Consider the following 19,282-nt stretch of genomic DNA (forward strand, 5'->3'; position numbering starts at 1 on the left):
CGGCGCCTTTTTGCTTTATTGCGATTTAACGTCAGGCCATTTCAGCCGTAGTCTCGAACTCGAAGGTCAGTTCGCCGTCCTTGATGTCGATGTGAACCACACCGCCATGTTCGGCCAGTTCGCCAAAGAGGATCTCCTCCGCCAGCGGGCGCTTGATCTTGTCCTGGATCAGGCGCGCCATCGGACGAGCTCCCATTGCCGAGTCGTAACCGCCAGCCGCCAACCAGCTGCGAGCCGCATCGGTGACTTCCAGCAACACGCGCTTGTCTTCCAGCTGCGCCTGAAGTTCGGTAAGGAACTTGTCCACCACGCTCTTGATGACCTCATGGCTGAGGCGACCAAACTGGATAATGGTGTCCAGACGGTTGCGGAACTCTGGCGTAAAGCTCTTCTTGATCACTTCCATCGCATCGGACGAGTGGTCCTGATGGGTGAAACCGATCGAAGCACGGGCTGCGGTTTCGGCACCGGCGTTGGTCGTCATGATAACGATCACGTTACGGAAGTCGGCCTTGCGCCCGTTGTTATCGGTCAGCGTTCCGTGATCCATCACCTGCAGCAGCAGGTTGAAGACCTCCGGGTGCGCCTTCTCGATTTCATCGAGCAACAGCACGCAGTGTGGCTGCTTGGTGATGGCCTCGGTCAGCAGACCGCCCTGATCGAACCCGACATAGCCTGGAGGTGCACCGATCAGACGCGATACGGTGTGGCGCTCCATGTACTCGGACATGTCGAAGCGAATCAGCTCGACACCCAGCGCCTTGGCCAGCTGACGTGCCGCTTCGGTTTTACCGACGCCGGTAGGACCCGCAAACAGGAACGAACCGACTGGCTTGTCAGGCGACTTGAGGCCGGCACGGGACAGCTTGATCGCGGTCGCCAACGAATCGATCGCAGCATCCTGGCCAAACACCGTCAGCTTCAGGTCACGCTCAAGGTTACGCAGCAGCTCTTTATCGGAACTGGTGACGTGTTTTGGCGGAATCCGCGCGATTTTCGCGACGATGTCCTCGACTTGTGGCACCTCGATGCGCTTGACGCGCATTTCGATGGGTTGCAGGCGCTGATAGGCACCCGCCTCGTCGATCACGTCGATCGCCTTGTCCGGCATGTGCCGGTCATTGATGTAGCGTGAAGCCAGTTCGGCAGCGGCGCGCAGGGCCTCATCACTGTATTCGATATTGTGATGGGACTCGAAACGCCCCTTCAGGCCGCGCAGGATACCGATGGTGTCTTCCACCGAAGGCTCCGATACATCGACTTTCTGGAAGCGACGCGCCAAGGCACGATCCTTCTCGAAAATCCCGCGAAATTCCTGGAAGGTGGTCGAGCCGATGCAGCGGATATCACCGGACGACAACAACGGCTTGAGCAGGTTCGAGGCATCCATGACCCCACCGGACGCTGCACCCGCACCGATGATGGTGTGGATTTCGTCGATGAAGAGGATCGCCTGCGGACGTTTTTTCAACTCATTGAGCAACGCCTTGAAGCGCTTCTCGAAATCGCCGCGGTACTTGGTCCCGGCCAGCAAGGCACCCAGGTCGAGGGAATACACGACGCTGTTGGCCAGCAGGTCCGGCACCTGGTTGTCGACAATGCGCTTGGCCAGGCCTTCGGCGATCGCGGTTTTACCCACGCCCGCCTCGCCCACCAGCAGCGGATTGTTCTTGCGACGACGGGCCAGGATCTGGGCGACGCGCTCGACTTCCAGCTCACGGCCTACCAATGGATCGATTCGACCCTGGCGCGCGAGTTCATTAAGGTTGCTGGCATAAGCATCCAGTGGATTGCCTGAAGATGAAGACTCACCGCCCTCGTCGTCCTGCATATCTTGCTCGCCCTCAGAGTGATCGCCGTGCCCTGGCACCTTGGAAATGCCGTGGGCGATGTAGTTGACGACATCGATACGGGCAACGCTCTGCTGTTTCAGCAGGAACACTGCCTGACTCTCTTGCTCACTGAAGATCGCGACCAGCACGTTGGCGCCAGTCACTTCGCGTTTGCCCGAGCTCTGTACGTGAAACACAGCACGTTGCAGGACACGCTGGAAGCCCAGGGTTGGCTGGGTCTCACGATCCTCGTCATGCACGGGGATCAATGGCGTGGTGGAGTCGATGAACTCCTGCAGGTCATGCTTGAGTTTGTCGAGGTTCGCGCCGCACGCACGCAAAACGGTGGCGGCAGCCTCATTGTCCAATAGGGCCAGCAGCAGGTGTTCGACGGTCATGAATTCATGACGCTTCGAACGAGCCTCCTTGAAGGCAAGATTGAGGGTGACTTCGAGCTCGCGGTTTAACATAGCTTCACCTCATACCCAAGTGGTCGGCGATTAACCGTCCTTCTCGATTTCACAGAGTAGCGGATGCTGGCTTTCCCTGGCGTACTGGTTGACCTGCATGGCCTTTGTCTCGGCGATGTCGCGGGTAAACACTCCACATACTGCCCGCCCTTCTGTATGGACGGCCAGCATGACCTTGGTCGCCAGCTCGCGATTCAGGTTAAAAAACACCTCGAGCACTTCGACGACGAAATCCATCGGTGTGTAGTCATCATTGAACAAAACCACCTTGTACATCGGCGGCGCCTGTAAAGCAGGCTTAGCCTCCTGAACAGCAATGCCTGCGGAATCGTCGTCGTGTTCCTCCGGGCGATCTTTCTGGAGAGTCGGGCGATCCTGATTGAATGTTAGTCGAATCTGGCTGATTGCATGCATGGAAAGAAAGGTTCGTCAGTTGTGCAAATACAGTGGTGGGGGCGGTCTTGGGTGATTTCAACTCCGACTGCCTGGTCACCTTGACTATCGGCAAAACGGTGTTACAACCAATAGAGCCCACAGTGGGTAAAAAAGGTCCGCGGAGTCAACTTTTTTTCTAAGAAGTGACTGCGGATGTACTGGATGATACTCCAGTGATGGAGTCTGTTGCAGAGGGAGTTGGTATGTCAGGTGTCAAGGTCAGTGGCAAGGTGAAATGGTTCAACAACGCCAAGGGGTACGGTTTCATCATCGAGGATGGCAAGACAGAAGATCTGTTTGCCCACTACTCGGCCATTCAGATGGAGGGTTATAAAACCCTGAAAGCCGGACAGGCCGTCGTCTTCGAGATCATCCAGGGGCCCAAGGGCCTGCACGCCGTCAACATCGGCGCTCCTGTCGATACCACGAAGGCCGCGAACCCTGCTACGCAACAAACCGTTACGGTTTAAACGCAGCATCGTCATCCAGTCATAAAAAAACCGCCCGGTTCAATCGCTTGAGCCGGGCGGTTTTCGCATGCATCGATGTTTCTTACATGTGCGAGATCAGCGCATCGCCGAAGCCGGACGAAGACACCAGCTTGGCGCCTTCCATCAAGCGCTCGAAGTCATAGGTCACGGTCTTGGCGGAAATCGCGCCATTGGTGCCCTTGATGATCAGGTCGGCCGCTTCGGTCCAGCCCATGTGGCGTAGCATCATTTCAGCCGACAGGATCAACGACCCCGGGTTGACCTGGTCCTTGCCGGCGTACTTGGGCGCGGTACCGTGGGTGGCTTCGAACATGGCCACGGTGTCGGACAGGTTGGCGCCTGGCGCAATACCGATACCACCCACTTCCGCCGCCAGGGCGTCGGAGAGGTAGTCGCCGTTCAGGTTCAGGGTTGCGATCACATCGTATTCCGCCGGGCGCAGCAGGATCTGCTGGAGCATGGCGTCAGCAATGGCGTCCTTGACGATGACATTCTTGCCGGTTTTCGGGTTCTTGAACTGCATCCACGGACCGCCGTCGAGCAGGGTCGCACCGAACTCTTCAGCCGCCACTTCGTAGGCCCATTCCTTGAAGGCACCTTCGGTGAACTTCATGATGTTGCCTTTGTGCACGATGGTCAGCGAATCGCGGTCGTTGTCGACGACATATTGCAGGGCCTTGCGCGCCAGGCGCTTGGTACCTTGCAAGGACACCGGCTTGACGCCGATACCGCAGTTTTCGTCGAAACGGATCTTGGTGACGCCCATTTCTTCTTTAAGGAACTTGATGACCTTGGTGGCTTCCGGGGTACCGGCCTTCCACTCGATACCGGCATAGATGTCTTCGGAGTTCTCGCGGAAGATCGTCATGTCGACGTCGCCTGGCTTCTTGACCGGGCTTGGCACGCCTTCGAACCAGCGCACCGGGCGCAGGCAGACATACAGGTCGAGTTGCTGGCGCAGGGCCACGTTGAGGGAACGAATACCGCCACCGACCGGCGTGGTCAGCGGGCCCTTGATGGAAACCACGTAGTCCTTGACCGCGTCCAGGGTTTCCTGAGGCAGCCAGGTGTCCTGATCGTAGACCTGGGTCGCTTTTTCCCCGGCGTACACTTCCATCCAGGAAATCTTGCGCTCGCCGCCGTAAGCCTTTTTCACAGCAGCATCGACAACCTTGATCATGACCGGGCTGATGTCGACACCAATGCCGTCGCCTTCGATGAAGGGAATGATCGGGTTATTAGGAACATTGAGAGAATGGTCTGCATTGACGGTGATTTTGTCGCCGACGGCTGGAACCTGAATCTTCTTGTAACCCATGCTGAACTCCATTGATTGGATTGAACATCTGGCTTGGTTCGAGCGTAACCCAGTTAAATCGGCGCGCAAACCCTATGTTCTATCGATAGGCCGCAAAGCTATACAACCTGCGCCCTACAAGCCTGAAATCAAAGGGAAAAGCGCCAAACTCAAGCATCGCGAATCACCTTACGCCCTGCTCGCTCCTGCGACCTTTAGACCAATGGACGACAAACGTTGTGTGTGAACCATCGGCAGATTGCCAGCTACCTATGTATAATGCCGCCGCTGACTAAAGGGTCACGTCAGGTTGAACAGCTCTACGACGAGTGTTTCAGCCCGATGAGACGGTCTGCTACCGCAGCCCGCCTACTTTGACGCCCTACTGATGCACCCAACATCACAGCAACGAAATCTCGATATTCGGCTCATGGATGACTTTGAACGAACGCGCTTACCCGGCGCCCCTCGAGTTTCTGCGCACGCTTTAGCAAAGAAGAGAGAGTTAATCCGAATATGCCCACCCGCTCGAAGATCATCTATACCTTCACCGACGAAGCTCCCGCCCTCGCCACCTATTCACTGTTGCCTATCGTAGAGGCGTTCACCGCCTCGGCTGATATCGCCGTTGAAACCCGCGATATTTCTCTTGCAGGGCGCATCCTGGCCAGCTTCCCCGAGCAATTGGGTGATAAAGCCGTAGCCGACCACCTCGCCGAACTGGGCGCCCTGGCCGTTACGCCTGAAGCCAACATCATCAAGCTGCCAAACATCAGCGCCTCGGTTCCGCAGCTGCAAGCCGCGATCAAGGAACTGCAAGCCCAGGGCTACGCCCTGCCGGACTACCCGGAAACCGTGAGCAGCGACGCCGACAAAGAAGCCAAGGCCCGTTACGACAAGGTCAAGGGCAGCGCCGTGAACCCGGTTCTGCGCGAAGGCAACTCTGACCGTCGCGCTCCGCTGTCGGTCAAGAACTATGCTCGCAAGCACCCGCACAAGATGGGCGCCTGGGCTGCGGACTCCAAGTCCCACGTTGCGCACATGAGCAACGGTGACTTCTACGGCAGTGAAAAAGCCGCCCTGATCGACGCCGCTGGCGCCGTGAAGATCGAGCTGATCGCTCAAGACGGCACCACCACCGTCCTGAAAGAAAAGACCACCGTCCAGGCTGGCGAGATCCTCGACTGCGCCGTCATGAGCAAAAACGCTCTGCGCGCTTTCATCGCCGCTGAAATCGAAAGCGCCAAGGCCCAGGGCGTGTTGCTGTCGGTTCACCTGAAAGCGACCATGATGAAGGTCTCCGACCCGATCATGTTCGGCCAGATCGTTGCCGAGTTCTACAAAGACGCACTGGCCAAGCACGCTGACGTGCTGGCACAGATCGGCTTCAACCTGAACAACGGCATCGGCGACCTGTACGCTCGCATCAAGGCCCTGCCGGCCGAGCAGCAAGCTCAGATCGAAGCCGATATCCAGGCGGTCTACGCCGCTCGTCCATCCCTGGCGATGGTCAACTCCGACAAAGGCATCACCAACCTGCACGTGCCGAGCGACGTCATCGTCGACGCATCGATGCCGGCCATGATCCGTGACTCCGGCAAGATGTGGGGCACCGACGGCCAGTTGCACGACACCAAGGCCGTGATCCCGGATCGCTGCTACGCCACCATCTACCAGGCGGTCATCGAAGACTGCAAGGCCAATGGCGCCTTCGACCCAACCACCATGGGCAGCGTGCCGAACGTTGGCCTGATGGCGAAAAAAGCCGAAGAGTACGGCTCCCACGACAAGACGTTCCAGATCAAGACCAACGGTGTTGTCCGCGTGACCGACACCAACGGCACCCTGCTGCTGGAACAGTCGGTTGAAGCCGGCGACATCTTCCGCATGTGCCAGACCAAGGACGCGCCGATCCAGGACTGGGTCAAGCTGGCCGTCAACCGTGCTCGCGCAAGCAGCACCCCGGCGATCTTCTGGCTGGACCCGATGCGCGCCCACGACGGCGTGGTGATCGAAAAAGTCCAGGCTTACCTGAAGGATCACGACACTGCCGGCCTGGACATCCAGATCATGGCCCCGGTCGACGCGATGAAGTTCACCCTGCAGCGCACCCGCGCCGGCAAGGACACCATCTCGGTAACCGGCAACGTCCTGCGCGACTACCTGACCGACCTGTTCCCGATCATGGAACTGGGCACCAGCGCCAAGATGCTGTCGATCGTGCCGCTGATGAACGGCGGTGGCCTGTTCGAAACCGGCGCTGGCGGCTCAGCGCCCAAGCACGTGCAGCAACTGCTGGAAGAGAACTTCCTGCGCTGGGATTCGCTGGGTGAATTCCTGGCCCTGGCCGCGTCCCTGGAACACCTGGGCGTGACCTACAACAACCCTAAGGCGCTGGTTCTGGCCAAGACCCTGGACCAGGCCACCGGCCAGTTCCTGGACAACAACAAGTCGCCATCGCGCAAAGTCGGCAACATCGACAACCGCGGCAGCCACTTCTACCTGGCGCTGTACTGGGCTCAAGCCCTGGCCGCCCAGACCGAAGACGCTGCACTGCAAGCGCAGTTCGCGACCCTGGCCAAGACCCTGACCGAGAACGAGGCAACTATCGTTGCCGAGCTCAACGCCGTTCAGGGCAAGCCAGTGGACATCGGCGGTTACTACCACGCCGACGCCGAGCTGATCAGCAAGGCCATGCGTCCGAGCGCAACTTTCAACGCAGCGGTTGCAGCGTTGGTTTAAGGTTGTAAGGAAGCACCACAAACCCCGGCCCTGTGCCGGGGTTTGTGTTTGTGGCCCATACATATTTTTATCGGTGAAATCCGATCCAATGTGGGAGCGGGCTTGCTCGCGAAAGGGGTTTATCATTCAACATCTTTATTGACTGACCCACCGCTTTCGCGAGCAAGCCCGCTCCCACAGGGACAGCATTTCAACTTCGAGGAGATCTCATGGACTGGAAACCCCACATCACCGTCGCCACCATCGTCGAAGACAACGGCCGCTTCCTGATGGTCGAAGAACTCAAGCACGGGCGCGTGGTGCTCAACCAGCCCGCCGGCCACCTGGACCCGAACGAAACACTGACCGAAGCCGCCGTGCGCGAAACCCTCGAGGAAACCGGCTGGGACATCGAAGCCACCGGCGTACTGGGCATTTATCTGTATACCGCCCCGAGCAACGGCGTGACCTACCAACGGGTCTGCTTCATTGCCAAAGCGTTGAAACACCACCCCGAGTATCAACTGGACGACGGCATCGTCGGCGCCAAGTGGTTGACCCGCGAGGAATTAATCGAGCAGCGCGAGCACTGGCGCAGTGAGCTGATCATGCGCTGCATCGACGACTATCTGGCAGGCATTCACTTCGATCTCGAATTGATACGCCCTTCTCTTTAGCCTTGCGGGCCCGGGCCTGTTAGAATCGCGTCCTTTTTCAAGACACTCATTGAATCCCTATGCGTGATCCAGCCCCTTCTGACACACAAAAGAAGCGCGTCATTGTCGGCATGTCCGGCGGCGTGGACTCTTCCGTTTCCGCCCTCCTGCTGATCGAGCAGGGCTATGAGGTGGAAGGCCTGTTCATGAAGAACTGGGAAGAAGACGACGGAACCGAATACTGCACCGCCATGGATGACCTGGCGGATGCCCAGGCCGTGTGCGACAAGATTGGCATCAAGCTGCACACCGCCAACTTCGCCGCCGAGTACTGGGACAACGTGTTCGAGCACTTCCTGGCCGAATACAAGGCCGGCCGTACGCCGAACCCGGACATCCTGTGCAACCGCGAAATCAAGTTCAAGGCGTTCCTCGACTACGCCATGATGCTCGGCGCCGACCTGATTGCCACTGGCCATTACGTGCGTCGGCGCGACATCGACGGCCGCACCGAACTGCTCAAGGGCCTGGACCCGAACAAGGACCAGAGCTACTTCCTGCACGCCGTCGGCGGCGAGCAGATCGCCAAGACCCTGTTCCCGGTCGGCGAGCTGGAAAAACCGCAGGTTCGCGCGATTGCCGAGAAATACGAGTTGGCCACCGCGAAGAAAAAGGATTCCACCGGTATCTGCTTTATCGGTGAGCGCCGCTTCAGCGACTTCCTCAAGCAATACCTGCCAGCACAGCCGGGCGAGATCAAGACCACCGAAGGCGAAGTCATCGGCCGTCACCATGGCCTGATGTACCACACCATCGGCCAACGCCAGGGCCTGGGCATCGGCGGCCTGAAAGACGCCAGCGACGAACCGTGGTACGTACTGATCAAGGATCTTGCGCACAACGAACTGATCGTTGGCCAAGGTAACGACCACCCGTGGCTGTTCTCCCGCGCCCTGCTCGCCTCGGACATCTATTGGGTCAACCCGATCGACCTGAGCCAGCCCCGCAAGCTGACCGCCAAGGTGCGTTATCGCCAGAGCGACCAGCCCTGCACCCTGGAGAAAACCGCCACCGGTTACCGCGCGACCTTCGATGACCCGCAACGCGCGGTCACCCCGGGCCAGTCCGTGGTGTTCTACGACGGCGAAATCTGCCTCGGCGGCGGCGTGATCGAAGTGGCAGAACCCTGGACTAGCAAGGGCCAGGCTCAATGACCCCCACCCAGGAACAACTGACGGCCCTCGGCGGGGTATTTCTCGCCGCGGTGCTGGTCGACAAGATCGCCAAGACCGGCCAGACCAACGAGGCCGGCCTGACCTGCATGCTCGGCAGCCTGCTGATCCGCGACCCCAAGGACACCCTGGAAGTCTATGGCGGCGACGACATCAACCTGCGCGAAGGCTATCGCGCATTGATCGGCGCCCTCGAGCGCGACCCGAGTGCCCTGCAGCGCGAGCCGCTGCGTTATGCCCTGGCCATGCTCGGTCTTGAACGTCAGCTGGCCAAGCGCAGCGACATGCTGGACGTGATCGGCAAACGCCTGCCGCAGATCCAGTCCCAGGTCGAACACTTCGGCCCGGCCCACGAAAACGTGATCGCCGCCTGCGGCGCGCTGTATCAGGACACCCTGAGTACGCTGCGCCAACGCATCCAGGTACATGGCGACATGCGCAACCTGCAGCAGCCGAGCAACGCCTCGAAAATTCGTGCCCTGCTGCTGGCCGGCATCCGTTCGGCACGCCTGTGGCGGCAATTGGGCGGTCATCGCTGGCAGTTGGTGATCAGCCGGCGCAAATTGCTCAAAGAGCTTTACCCATTGATGCGTAACGAATAACCCGCATCGGCGACACAGAACTCAGCAATACGCGTAATACGCCGGTCAGTTGGCGACGGACCGGCGGATTTTTTCATGTATGATACGCGCCCCATTTCGTTGCCCGACTGTCCGAGAACACCCCATGCAGCTCTCTTCGCTCACTGCGGTTTCCCCTGTTGACGGCCGCTACGCCGGCAAAACCCAGGCCCTGCGCCCAATTTTCAGCGAGTACGGCCTGATCCGTGCCCGTGTCCTGGTTGAAGTGCGCTGGCTCCAGCGCCTGGCCGCTCACCCTGCCATCAGCGAAGTGCCGGCGTTCTCCGCCGAAGCCAACGCTGTACTCAACACCCTGGCGGAAAACTTCTCTCTGGAGCACGCCGAGCGCGTCAAAGAGATCGAGCGCACCACCAACCACGACGTAAAAGCCATCGAATACCTGCTCAAGGAGCAGGCAGCCAAGCTGCCGGAACTGGCCAAGGTCAGCGAATTCATCCACTTCGCCTGCACCAGCGAGGACATCAACAACCTGTCCCACGCCCTGATGCTGCGCGAAGGCCGTGATGACGTGATGCTGCCGCTGATGCGCCAGACTGCCAACGCCATCCGCGAACTGGCCATCCGTTTCGCCGACGTGCCGATGCTGTCGCGCACCCACGGCCAGCCGGCCTCGCCGACCACCCTGGGCAAAGAACTGGCGAACGTGGTTTACCGCCTGGAGCGCCAGATCGCTCAAGTCGCCGCCGTACCGCTGCTGGGCAAGATCAACGGCGCTGTTGGCAACTACAACGCTCACCTGTCGGCCTACCCTGAGATCGACTGGGAAGCCAACGCCCGCGCCTTCATCGAAGACGAGCTGGGCCTGGGCTTCAACCCGTACACCACGCAGATCGAACCGCACGACTACATCGCCGAGCTGTTCGACGCGATCGCGCGCTTCAACACCATCCTGATCGACTTCGACCGCGATATCTGGGGCTACATCTCCCTGGGTTATTTCAAGCAGCGCACCATCGCTGGCGAAATCGGTTCGTCGACCATGCCGCACAAGGTCAACCCGATCGACTTCGAAAACTCCGAAGGCAACCTGGGCATCGCCAACGCACTGTTCCAGCACCTGGCAAGCAAGCTGCCGATCTCCCGCTGGCAGCGTGACCTGACCGACTCCACCGTACTGCGCAACCTCGGTGTCGGCTTCGCCCACAGCGTGATCGCGTACGAAGCCAGCCTCAAGGGCATCAGCAAGCTGGAGCTCAACGAGCAGAAGATCGCCGCTGACCTGGACGCCTGCTGGGAAGTGCTGGCCGAGCCGATCCAGACCGTGATGCGTCGCTACAACATCGAAAACCCGTACGAAAAGCTGAAAGAATTGACCCGCGGCAAGGGCATCAGCCCCGAAGCGCTGCAGACTTTCATCGATGGCCTGGACATGCCTGCCGCTGCCAAGGCCGAGCTGAAACTGCTCACCCCGGCCAACTACATCGGCAATGCTGTAGCGCAAGCCAAGCGCATCTGATCGACCGCTAGAACCGTTTAAGACGCCCGGCCGCGCCGGGCGTTTTTATTCCCGTATGAAAAGTGCTTTTTTTCAATAGGTTACACATGAATCCTGACATTCCTCTTCAACTTCTGGGCGGCATCACGGCACGCGAATTCCTGCGCGACTACTGGCAGAAAAAACCGTTGCTGATCCGTCAGGCGATTCCCGATTTCGAAAGCCCGATCGACGCCGACGAACTGGCCGGCCTGGCGCTGGAAGAAGAAGTCGAATCGCGTCTGGTGATCGAGAACGGCGAGCGTCCATGGGAATTGCGTCGCGGCCCGTTCGCCGAGGACGAATTCAGCAAATTGCCGGAGCGTGAGTGGACCCTGCTGGTTCAGGCCGTGGACCAGTTCGTGCCGGAAGTCAGCGAACTGCTGGAAAACTTCCGCTTTCTGCCGAGCTGGCGTATCGACGACGTGATGATCAGCTTCGCCGCCCCCGGTGGCAGCGTCGGTCCGCACTTCGACAACTACGACGTGTTCCTGCTGCAGGGCCATGGCAAGCGCAACTGGAAAATCGGCCAGATGTGCGACTCCGAAAGCCCTCTGCTGCAACACGCGGACCTGCGGATTCTCGCTGAATTCGAAGCCACCGATGAGTGGGTCCTGGAACCGGGCGACATGCTTTACCTGCCGCCGCGCCTGGCCCATTGCGGCGTGGCCGTCGACGACTGCCTGACCTACTCGGTCGGCTTCCGCGCACCGAGCGCCGCCGAAGTGCTGACCCACTTCACCGACTTCCTCAGCCAGTTCCTGCCGGACGAAGAGCGCTACACCGACGCCGATGCCCTGCCGGTGGCAGATCCGCATCAGATCCAGCATGACGCCCTCGACCGCCTCAAAGGCCTGCTGGCCGAGCACATGAGCGACGAGCGCCTGCTGCTGACCTGGTTCGGCCAGTTCATGACCGAGCCACGCTACCCGGAACTGGTGGTCGGTCCGGAAGACCTCGAAGAAGACGACGTCCTCGGCGCGCTGGAGCAAGGCGCGGTACTGATCCGTAATCCGAGCGCACGCCTGGCCTGGTCGGAAGTCGATGACGACCTGCTGCTGTTCGCCAGCGGCCAGAGCCGCTATCTGCCGGGCAAACTGCGTGAGTTGCTGAAGATGATCTGCGCTGCCGACGCGCTGCACGTCGACAACCTGGGTGACTGGCTGGCAGACGAAGATGGCCGCGGCCTGCTGTGCGAACTGGTCAAGCAAGGAAGCCTGGGGTTCGCCGATGAATAAGATTCACGTACGTGTCGCAGACTGGCAAAAGGACAACGCCGAGATCCGCCGCATTCGTGAAGCGGTTTTCGTCGCCGAGCAGTCCGTTCCGCCGGAACTGGAATGGGATGCCGACGATGTGACGGCCGTGCACTTCCTCGCCCTCGAAGGCGACTTTCCGGTTGGCACTGCCCGCCTGCTGCCCGACGGTCACGTCGGCCGGGTATCGGTTCTCAAGGACTGGCGCGGCTTGAAAGTCGGTGACGCACTGATGCACGCGGTAATCGGCGAAGCCGAAGAGCGCGGATTGAAGCAGCAGATGCTCAGCGCCCAGGTGCAAGCCACGGCGTTCTATGAGCGGCTGGGCTTTCACATGGTCAGCGAGGAGTTCCTCGAAGCAGGGATTCCGCATGTGGACATGGTCCGCCACTCGGCCTGACACCGAGGCGCGGCCTTCGCGAGCAAGCCCGCTCCCACAATTGAAATGCATTCCCCTGTGGGAGCGGGTTTGCTCGCGAAGAGGCCAGTAGCTGCACCACAAAACGCCCCGACATCACACGATGCCGGGGCGTTTTGCTGTCCAGGATTCAACTTGCCCCCTCCCTGGCCGACAAACTGGCAATATCAAGCCCTTTGATTGCGGAGATAACGGATATGTCCCTACGCACCCTGCTCACCACATTGCTGGCGACCTGCAGTTTTTCGCTCATGGCCGCCACCGAAATCGTGCCGCTGAACTACCACACCAGCGCCGACATGTTGCCGGTGGCGCAGGATTTCATCGGTAAGGACGGCCAGGTCAGCGCCTACGGCAATCAGCTCATCGTCAACGCCGATCAGCGCAAGATCGACGAACTTAAGGCGCTGATCGGCCAGCTCGATACCGCACCCAAACGCCTGCTGATCACCGTCGACACCAACGAAAACAACGTTCAGGGCAATCAGGGTTATTCGGTCAATGGCGCCAAACCGAACCAGACCCGCGTCATCAGCCATACCACCGACAGCCGTGACGGAGGCATCCAGCAAATCCAGGCCACTGACGGCATGCCAGCGCTGATCCAGGTGGGCCAAAGCGTGCCGTTGACCAGCAGCCAGACCGACGCCTACGGCGACCTGCGCACCCAGACCGAATACCGCAACGTCACCCAGGGTTTCTACGTCACCGCCAACGTCACCGGCGAGATCGTTCACCTGACTATCAGTACCAACCGTGACCGGTTGAGCCAGGAACGTCCCGATGTAGTGAACGTGCAAAGCACCGACACAACTGTCACCGGACGCCTGGGCGAGTGGATCCTGTTGGCCGGCGTCAATGGCCAGACCCAGGCCGACAAACAGGGCGTGGCCCGCAGCTACTCGACCCAGAGTCGCAACGACATGACCTTGCGGGTGAAAGTCGATACTTTGGACTAAAGCCTCGAAAACTGACTGACGAGTCGTATTAGACCAAAGATGTAGTGCCTTGAAAAAAGCACTACAAAACGTTTGACGAGGCAAAAAAGCGAAGGCATGATGGCCTCGCTCCCGCTAATCAGGGGCCCTGGTAAGGGCCTTCGAGGCGATGTTCGCACCTACCCCGCGAACCGCTTCGTGTCTGTACCGCCCACAAGGTGTGTTTGACGAGGTTGCCGACTGGAACGAAGTTGTCCCGAGGGACGGAAGCGTATTTAGGTAAACCCGGCATCACACTGAAGTTCGCACCAAGGCCCACGACGCCCGAATGCGCCCGCCAGTTCGCCCTTACCTGCTCACTTCCCCTCGAGCCCATCGTTCATCCCGTCGCCATCCCCGCCGAACTCGACTTGACCACCTAAGCTTCTGGTCAGCGAGCGCAGGAATTTTCCACCGCAGAACAACTTTTCATAAAGACGCGACGAGGTTTATCTCCCATGGCACTGACACGCGAACAGCAAATTGCAGCCCTCGAAAAAGACTGGGCTGAGAACCCGCGCTGGAAAGGCGTGACACGCACTTACTCCGCTGCTGACGTCGTCCGCCTGCGTGGCTCGGTTCAACCTGAGCACACCTTTGCAAAAATGGGCGCCGAGAAGCTGTGGAACCTGGTTACCCAGGGTGCCAAGCCAGCCTTCCGTCCTGAGAAAGATTTCGTCAACTGCATGGGCGCCCTGACCGGCGGCCAGGCTGTACAACAAGTCAAAGCCGGTATCCAGGCCATCTACCTGTCGGGCTGGCAAGTGGCTGCGGACAACAACTCCGCCGAATCGATGTACCCGGACCAGTCGCTGTACCCGGTTGACTCGGTACCGACCGTGGTCAAGCGCATCAACAACTCGTTCCGTCGCGCCGACCAGATCCAGTGGAAAGCCGGCAAGAACCCGGGCGACGACGGCTACATCGACTACTTCGCGCCAATCGTGGCTGACGCCGAAGCCGGTTTCGGCGGCGTTCTGAACGCCTACGAGCTGATGAAGAGCATGATCGAGGCAGGCGCCGCCGGCGTTCACTTCGAAGACCAGCTGGCTTCCGTGAAAAAATGCGGCCACATGGGCGGCAAGGTACTGGTTCCTACCCAGGAAGCCGTGCAGAAGCTGACCGCTGCCCGTCTGGCGGCCGACGTTGCCGGTACTCCGACCATCATCCTGGCCCGTACCGACGCCAACGCTGCTGACCTGCTGACGTCCGACTGCGACCCGTACGACCAGCCATTCGTGACTGGCGAACGCACCCAGGAGGGTTTCTACAAGGTTCGTGCTGGCCTGGACCAGGCTATCGCCCGCGGCCTGGCTTATGCTCCGTACGCCGACCTGATCTGGTGCGAAACCGCCAAGCCGGACCTGGACGAGGCTCGTCGCTTTGCCGAAGCGATCAAGAAGGAATACCCGGACCAACTGCTGTCGTACAACTGCTCGCCTTCCTTCAACTGGAAGAAAAACCTGGACGACGCGACCATCGCAAAGTTCCAGCGCGAACTGTCCGCCATGGGCTACAAGCACCAGTTCATCACCCTGGCCGGCATTCACAACATGTGGCACAGCATGTTCAACCTGGCGCACGACTACGCCCGCAACGACATGACTGCCTACGTGAAGCTGCAGGAGCAGGAATTCGCTGACGCCGCCAAGGGCTACACCTTCGTGGCTCACCAGCAGGAAGTGGGCACCGGCTACTTCGACGACATGACCACCGTGATCCAGGGTGGCTCGTCCTCGGTAACCGCACTGACCGGTTCGACCGAAGAAGAACAGTTCCACTGATCTGCTTTGCTTGAGACATCAGCCGCTGTGGGCCGTATAGAAAGCTAACCGCAGCGCTGCACCTCTGACGCCCCGACTGGTTCGGGGCGTTTTTTTGCCTGCAATCCCCCAAACACTACAACACCCTGTGGGAGCGAGCCTGCTCGCGAAAGCGGTAGATCAGTCAGCAATGATGTTGGCTGACCCGCCGCTTTCGCGAGCAGGCTCGCTCCCACAAGGGTCAGTGGTGAGGCAGGCAAAAACATTGATCCAGCACGGTATCCACGTCAGAAAAATCCGCTAAAAGGAGCACCACCACTACTTGCAGTAACGCGCAAATAAGACAACTTCCCCACCCTAAACCCACTAAACAGTTTAAAAACCACCACAAACAATATTGATTATCATTTAGCAAAAAACATGTTCGTTACATTCCCTACAAAACATAATTCCCGAAATGCCGGCTAATGCCCGCAACGCAAGGGCTACGGCGCTTTTACCCCTCGCTATGTCCTTATTCCTATAAATAATTTCGCTATAGGAATTTTACTTGCTGGGTGTTTAGCCATAAAATCAGCGGGATTGATTGCTGCGACATATCGTCACTGCTTTGTTACTTTTTCAAGCTCAGAGACCTTTGCTCTCTGTTAAGGATTACCAGCATGCCCGAAGCGACAGGACTCATGGCCCACAACTGGGGCTTTGCCATTTTCCTTCTAGGCGTCGGCGGCCTCTGTGCCTTCATGCTCGGTGTTTCCAGCCTACTCGGGTCAAAAGCCTGGGGCCGCAGCAAAAACGAACCGTTCGAGTCCGGCATGCTACCTACAGGTGGCGCCCGCTTGCGGCTCTCAGCCAAATTCTATCTGGTCGCGATGCTGTTCGTGATCTTCGATATCGAAGCCCTCTTTCTCTTTGCATGGTCTGTGTCCGTCCGCGAAAGCGGCTGGACCGGATTCGTCGAAGCTCTCGTTTTCATAGCAATTCTGTTGGCAGGTCTTGTCTACCTATTCCGAGTGGGCGCCCTTGACTGGGCTCCGGAAGCTCGGCGCAAGCGGCAAGCGAAGCTGAAACAATGAGGCTTTGGCAATGCAATACAATCTCACCAGGATCGACCCCGATGCTCCTAACGAGCAGTATCCGATTGGCCAGCGGGAAACCGTTTCCGATCCGTTAGAAGATCAAGTCCACAAAAACATCTTCATGGGCAAGCTCGAAGACGTGCTTAACGGCACGATCAACTGGGGGCGCAAGAACTCCCTGTGGCCGTATAACTTCGGTCTTTCGTGCTGCTACGTGGAAATGACCACCGCCTTCACGGCGCCCCACGACATCGCGCGCTTTGGCGCCGAGGTTATCCGGGCATCGCCGCGCCAGGCGGATTTCATGGTTATCGCCGGTACCTGCTTCATCAAGATGGCACCGATCATCCAGCGTCTCTACGAGCAAATGCTCGAACCCAAGTGGGTCATCTCCATGGGTTCGTGCGCCAACTCCGGTGGCATGTACGACATCTACTCCGTCGTTCAAGGGGTGGACAAGTTCCTGCCCGTGGACGTCTACGTGCCTGGCTGCCCGCCCCGTCCTGAAGCTTTCCTGCAAGGTTTGATGCTGTTGCAGGAGTCGATTGGACAGGAGCGTCGTCCGCTTTCCTGGGTCGTTGGTGATCAAGGCGTATACCGCGCCGAGATGCCTTCGGAGAAGGATAAGCGCCGCGAACAGCGAATCGCAGTCACCAACCTGCGCAGCCCCGACGAAGTCTGATCCAGATCTGCTTCTTTAATAGAACGAGACACTGGCTTCATTCTTTACGTTGACCGAAAGCGATAAAATAACCATGACTACAGGCAGTGCTCTGTACATCCCGCCTTACAAGGCAGACGACCAGGATGTGGTCGTCGAACTGAACAATCGTTTTGGCCCGGAGGCGTTCACCGCCCAGCCTACCCGCACCGGCATGCCGGTGCTTTGGGTTGCCCGCGCCAAACTCGTCGAAGTCCTGACCTTCCTGCGCAACCTGCCCAAGCCGTACGTCATGCTCTATGACCTGCACGGCGTGGACGAGCGTCTGCGCACCAAGCGTCAAGGGCTGCCAAGCGGCGCCGACTTCACTGTGTTCTATCACTTGATGTCGATCGAACGTAATAGTGACGTAATGATCAAGGTCGCCTTGTCCGAGAGCGACCTCAGCCTGCCGACCGTCACCAGCATCTGGCCGAATGCCAACTGGTACGAGCGTGAAGTCTGGGACATGTACGGTATCGACTTCAAAGGCCACCCGCACCTGTCGCGCATCATGATGCCGCCGACCTGGGAAGGTCACCCGCTGCGCAAGGACTTCCCGGCCCGTGCCACCGAGTTCGACCCGTTCACCCTGAACCTGGCCAAGCAGCAGCTCGAGGAAGAGTCCGCGCGCTTCAAGCCGGAAGACTGGGGCATGAAGCGTTCCGGCCCGAACGAGGACTACATGTTCCTCAACCTCGGTCCGAACCACCCTTCGGCGCACGGTGCGTTCCGCATCATCCTGCAGCTCGACGGTGAAGAGATCGTCGACTGCGTTCCGGACATCGGCTACCACCACCGTGGCGCCGAGAAGATGGCCGAGCGTCAGTCCTGGCACAGCTTCATCCCGTACACCGACCGTATCGACTACCTCGGCGGTGTGATGAACAACCTGCCGTACGTGCTCTCGGTGGAGAAACTGGCCGGCATCAAGGTGCCGGAGAAGGTCGACGTCATCCGCATCATGATGGCCGAGTTCTTCCGGATCACCAGCCACCTGCTGTTCCTGGGTACCTACATCCAGGACGTCGGCGCCATGACCCCGGTGTTCTTCACCTTCACCGACCGCCAGAAGGCGTACACGGTGATCGAAGCCATCACCGGTTTCCGCCTGCACCCGGCCTGGTACCGCATCGGTGGCGTCGCCCACGACCTGCCGCGCGGCTGGGAAAAACTGGTCAAGGATTTCGTCGAGTGGATGCCCAAGCGCCTGGACGAATACCAGAAAGCCGCACTGGACAACAGCATCCTGCGTGGCCGGACCATCGGCGTCGCCGACTACAACACCAAGCAAGCCCTGGAATGGGGCGTCACCGGTGCCGGCCTGCGTGCCACCGGTTGCGACTTCGACCTGCGTAAAGCGCGTCCGTACTCGGGCTACGAGAACTTCGAGTTCGAAGTGCCGCTGGCCGCCAATGGCGATGCCTACGACCGTTGCATCGTGCGCGTCGAGGAGATGCGCCAGAGCATCCGGATCATCGACCAGTGCCTGCGCAACATGCCGGAAGGCCCGTACAAGGCGGATCACCCGCTGACTACGCCGCCACCGAAAGAGCGCACGCTGCAGCACATCGAAACCTTGATCACGCACTTCCTGCAAGTTTCGTGGGGCCCGGTCATGCCGGCCAACGAATCCTTCCAGATGATCGAAGCGACCAAGGGCATCAACAGTTATTACCTGACGAGCGATGGCGGCACCATGAGCTACCGCACCCGGATTCGTACCCCAAGCTTCCCGCACCTGCAGCAGATCCCTTCGGTGATCAAAGGCAGCATGGTCGCGGACTTGATCGCGTACCTGGGTAGTATCGATTTCGTTATGGCCGACGTGGACCGCTAA

17 protein-coding genes are annotated in these 19,282 nt (G+C 59.3%); 14 read left to right on the forward strand and 3 right to left on the reverse strand.

Annotated features, from left to right (window positions below):
• Window positions 1-31: 31 nt before the first annotated feature.
• Both clpA and clpS read right to left on the reverse strand, forming a co-directional pair.
• Window positions 32-2,302: an ATP-dependent Clp protease ATP-binding subunit ClpA gene (gene clpA / locus BKX96_RS26785; protein WP_046817173.1), complete on the reverse strand. Its 2,271-nt coding sequence runs from the start codon at window positions 2,300-2,302 to the stop codon at window positions 32-34.
• A 30-nt stretch (window positions 2,303-2,332) separates the two neighbouring features.
• Window positions 2,333-2,716: an ATP-dependent Clp protease adapter ClpS gene (clpS, locus tag BKX96_RS26790; protein WP_020799529.1), complete on the reverse strand. Its 384-nt coding sequence runs from the start codon at window positions 2,714-2,716 to the stop codon at window positions 2,333-2,335.
• A gap of 224 nt (window positions 2,717-2,940) precedes the next feature.
• Between clpS and cspD the strand changes: the two genes are divergently transcribed.
• Window positions 2,941-3,207 (forward strand): cold shock domain-containing protein CspD, encoded by a 267-nt coding sequence (cspD, locus tag BKX96_RS26795; RefSeq protein WP_077185919.1) that lies wholly within the window; start codon window positions 2,941-2,943, stop codon window positions 3,205-3,207.
• An 82-nt stretch (window positions 3,208-3,289) separates the two neighbouring features.
• On the opposite strand, the gene icd is transcribed toward cspD, so the two are convergent.
• Complete coding sequence (gene icd, locus BKX96_RS26800) at window positions 3,290-4,546, reverse strand: NADP-dependent isocitrate dehydrogenase (RefSeq protein WP_007972065.1); 1,257 nt, start codon at window positions 4,544-4,546, stop codon at window positions 3,290-3,292.
• Here icd and BKX96_RS26805 point away from each other — a divergent pair.
• The 13 genes from BKX96_RS26805 to nuoC all read left to right on the forward strand — a co-directional run bounded on the left by BKX96_RS26805 (window position 4,545) and on the right by nuoC (window position 19,282).
• Window positions 4,545-4,772: a hypothetical protein gene (locus tag BKX96_RS26805; protein ID WP_077185920.1), complete on the forward strand. Its 228-nt coding sequence runs from the start codon at window positions 4,545-4,547 to the stop codon at window positions 4,770-4,772. The two genes, icd and BKX96_RS26805, sit on opposite strands and share 2 nt — an antisense overlap.
• 269 nt (window positions 4,773-5,041) lie before the next feature.
• Window positions 5,042-7,267 carry an NADP-dependent isocitrate dehydrogenase gene (locus tag BKX96_RS26810; RefSeq protein WP_046817171.1) on the forward strand — a complete coding sequence of 742 codons (2,226 nt, stop codon included), beginning with the start codon at window positions 5,042-5,044 and terminating at the stop codon, window positions 7,265-7,267.
• A gap of 209 nt (window positions 7,268-7,476) precedes the next feature.
• A complete protein-coding gene (locus BKX96_RS26815) occupies window positions 7,477-7,923 on the forward strand; it encodes an NUDIX hydrolase (RefSeq protein ID WP_077185921.1) in 447 nt (148 codons plus the stop codon).
• A gap of 59 nt (window positions 7,924-7,982) precedes the next feature.
• The gene (mnmA, locus tag BKX96_RS26820) at window positions 7,983-9,116 is read left to right on the forward strand and encodes a tRNA 2-thiouridine(34) synthase MnmA (RefSeq protein ID WP_046817169.1); all 1,134 of its coding nucleotides are present in this window, start codon (window positions 7,983-7,985) and stop codon (window positions 9,114-9,116) included.
• Window positions 9,113-9,736 carry a high frequency lysogenization protein HflD gene (gene hflD / locus BKX96_RS26825; protein WP_046817168.1) on the forward strand — a complete coding sequence of 208 codons (624 nt, stop codon included), beginning with the start codon at window positions 9,113-9,115 and terminating at the stop codon, window positions 9,734-9,736. Before mnmA ends, hflD begins: the two co-directional genes overlap by 4 nt.
• A 124-nt stretch (window positions 9,737-9,860) precedes the next feature.
• Window positions 9,861-11,231 carry an adenylosuccinate lyase gene (gene purB, locus BKX96_RS26830; protein WP_007940861.1) on the forward strand — a complete coding sequence of 457 codons (1,371 nt, stop codon included), beginning with the start codon at window positions 9,861-9,863 and terminating at the stop codon, window positions 11,229-11,231.
• Window positions 11,232-11,317: 86 nt separating this feature from the next.
• Window positions 11,318-12,487 carry a ribosomal protein uL16 3-hydroxylase gene (locus tag BKX96_RS26835; RefSeq protein WP_046817167.1) on the forward strand — a complete coding sequence of 390 codons (1,170 nt, stop codon included), beginning with the start codon at window positions 11,318-11,320 and terminating at the stop codon, window positions 12,485-12,487.
• The gene (locus BKX96_RS26840; RefSeq protein ID WP_032831798.1) at window positions 12,480-12,905 is read left to right on the forward strand and encodes a GNAT family N-acetyltransferase; all 426 of its coding nucleotides are present in this window, start codon (window positions 12,480-12,482) and stop codon (window positions 12,903-12,905) included. Before BKX96_RS26835 ends, BKX96_RS26840 begins: the two co-directional genes overlap by 8 nt.
• Before the next feature lie 215 nt (window positions 12,906-13,120).
• Window positions 13,121-13,882: a secretin N-terminal domain-containing protein gene (locus BKX96_RS26845; protein ID WP_077185922.1), complete on the forward strand. Its 762-nt coding sequence runs from the start codon at window positions 13,121-13,123 to the stop codon at window positions 13,880-13,882.
• 476 nt (window positions 13,883-14,358) lie between these two features.
• A complete protein-coding gene (aceA, locus tag BKX96_RS26850; RefSeq protein ID WP_046817165.1) occupies window positions 14,359-15,684 on the forward strand; it encodes an isocitrate lyase in 1,326 nt (441 codons plus the stop codon).
• Between the two features lie 641 nt (window positions 15,685-16,325).
• Window positions 16,326-16,739, forward strand: a complete 414-nt coding sequence (locus tag BKX96_RS26860) for an NADH-quinone oxidoreductase subunit A (RefSeq protein WP_007905050.1) — start codon at window positions 16,326-16,328, stop codon at window positions 16,737-16,739.
• A gap of 10 nt (window positions 16,740-16,749) precedes the next feature.
• On the forward strand, window positions 16,750-17,424 hold the full coding sequence (locus tag BKX96_RS26865) for a NuoB/complex I 20 kDa subunit family protein (RefSeq protein ID WP_008061991.1): 675 nt from the start codon (window positions 16,750-16,752) through the stop codon (window positions 17,422-17,424).
• Window positions 17,425-17,497: 73 nt separating this feature from the next.
• Window positions 17,498-19,282 carry an NADH-quinone oxidoreductase subunit C/D gene (nuoC, locus tag BKX96_RS26870; RefSeq protein WP_046817164.1) on the forward strand — a complete coding sequence of 595 codons (1,785 nt, stop codon included), beginning with the start codon at window positions 17,498-17,500 and terminating at the stop codon, window positions 19,280-19,282.

The sequence above is a fragment of the Pseudomonas putida genome, assembly GCF_001976065.1.
Lineage (GTDB): Bacteria > Pseudomonadota > Gammaproteobacteria > Pseudomonadales > Pseudomonadaceae > Aquipseudomonas > Aquipseudomonas serbica.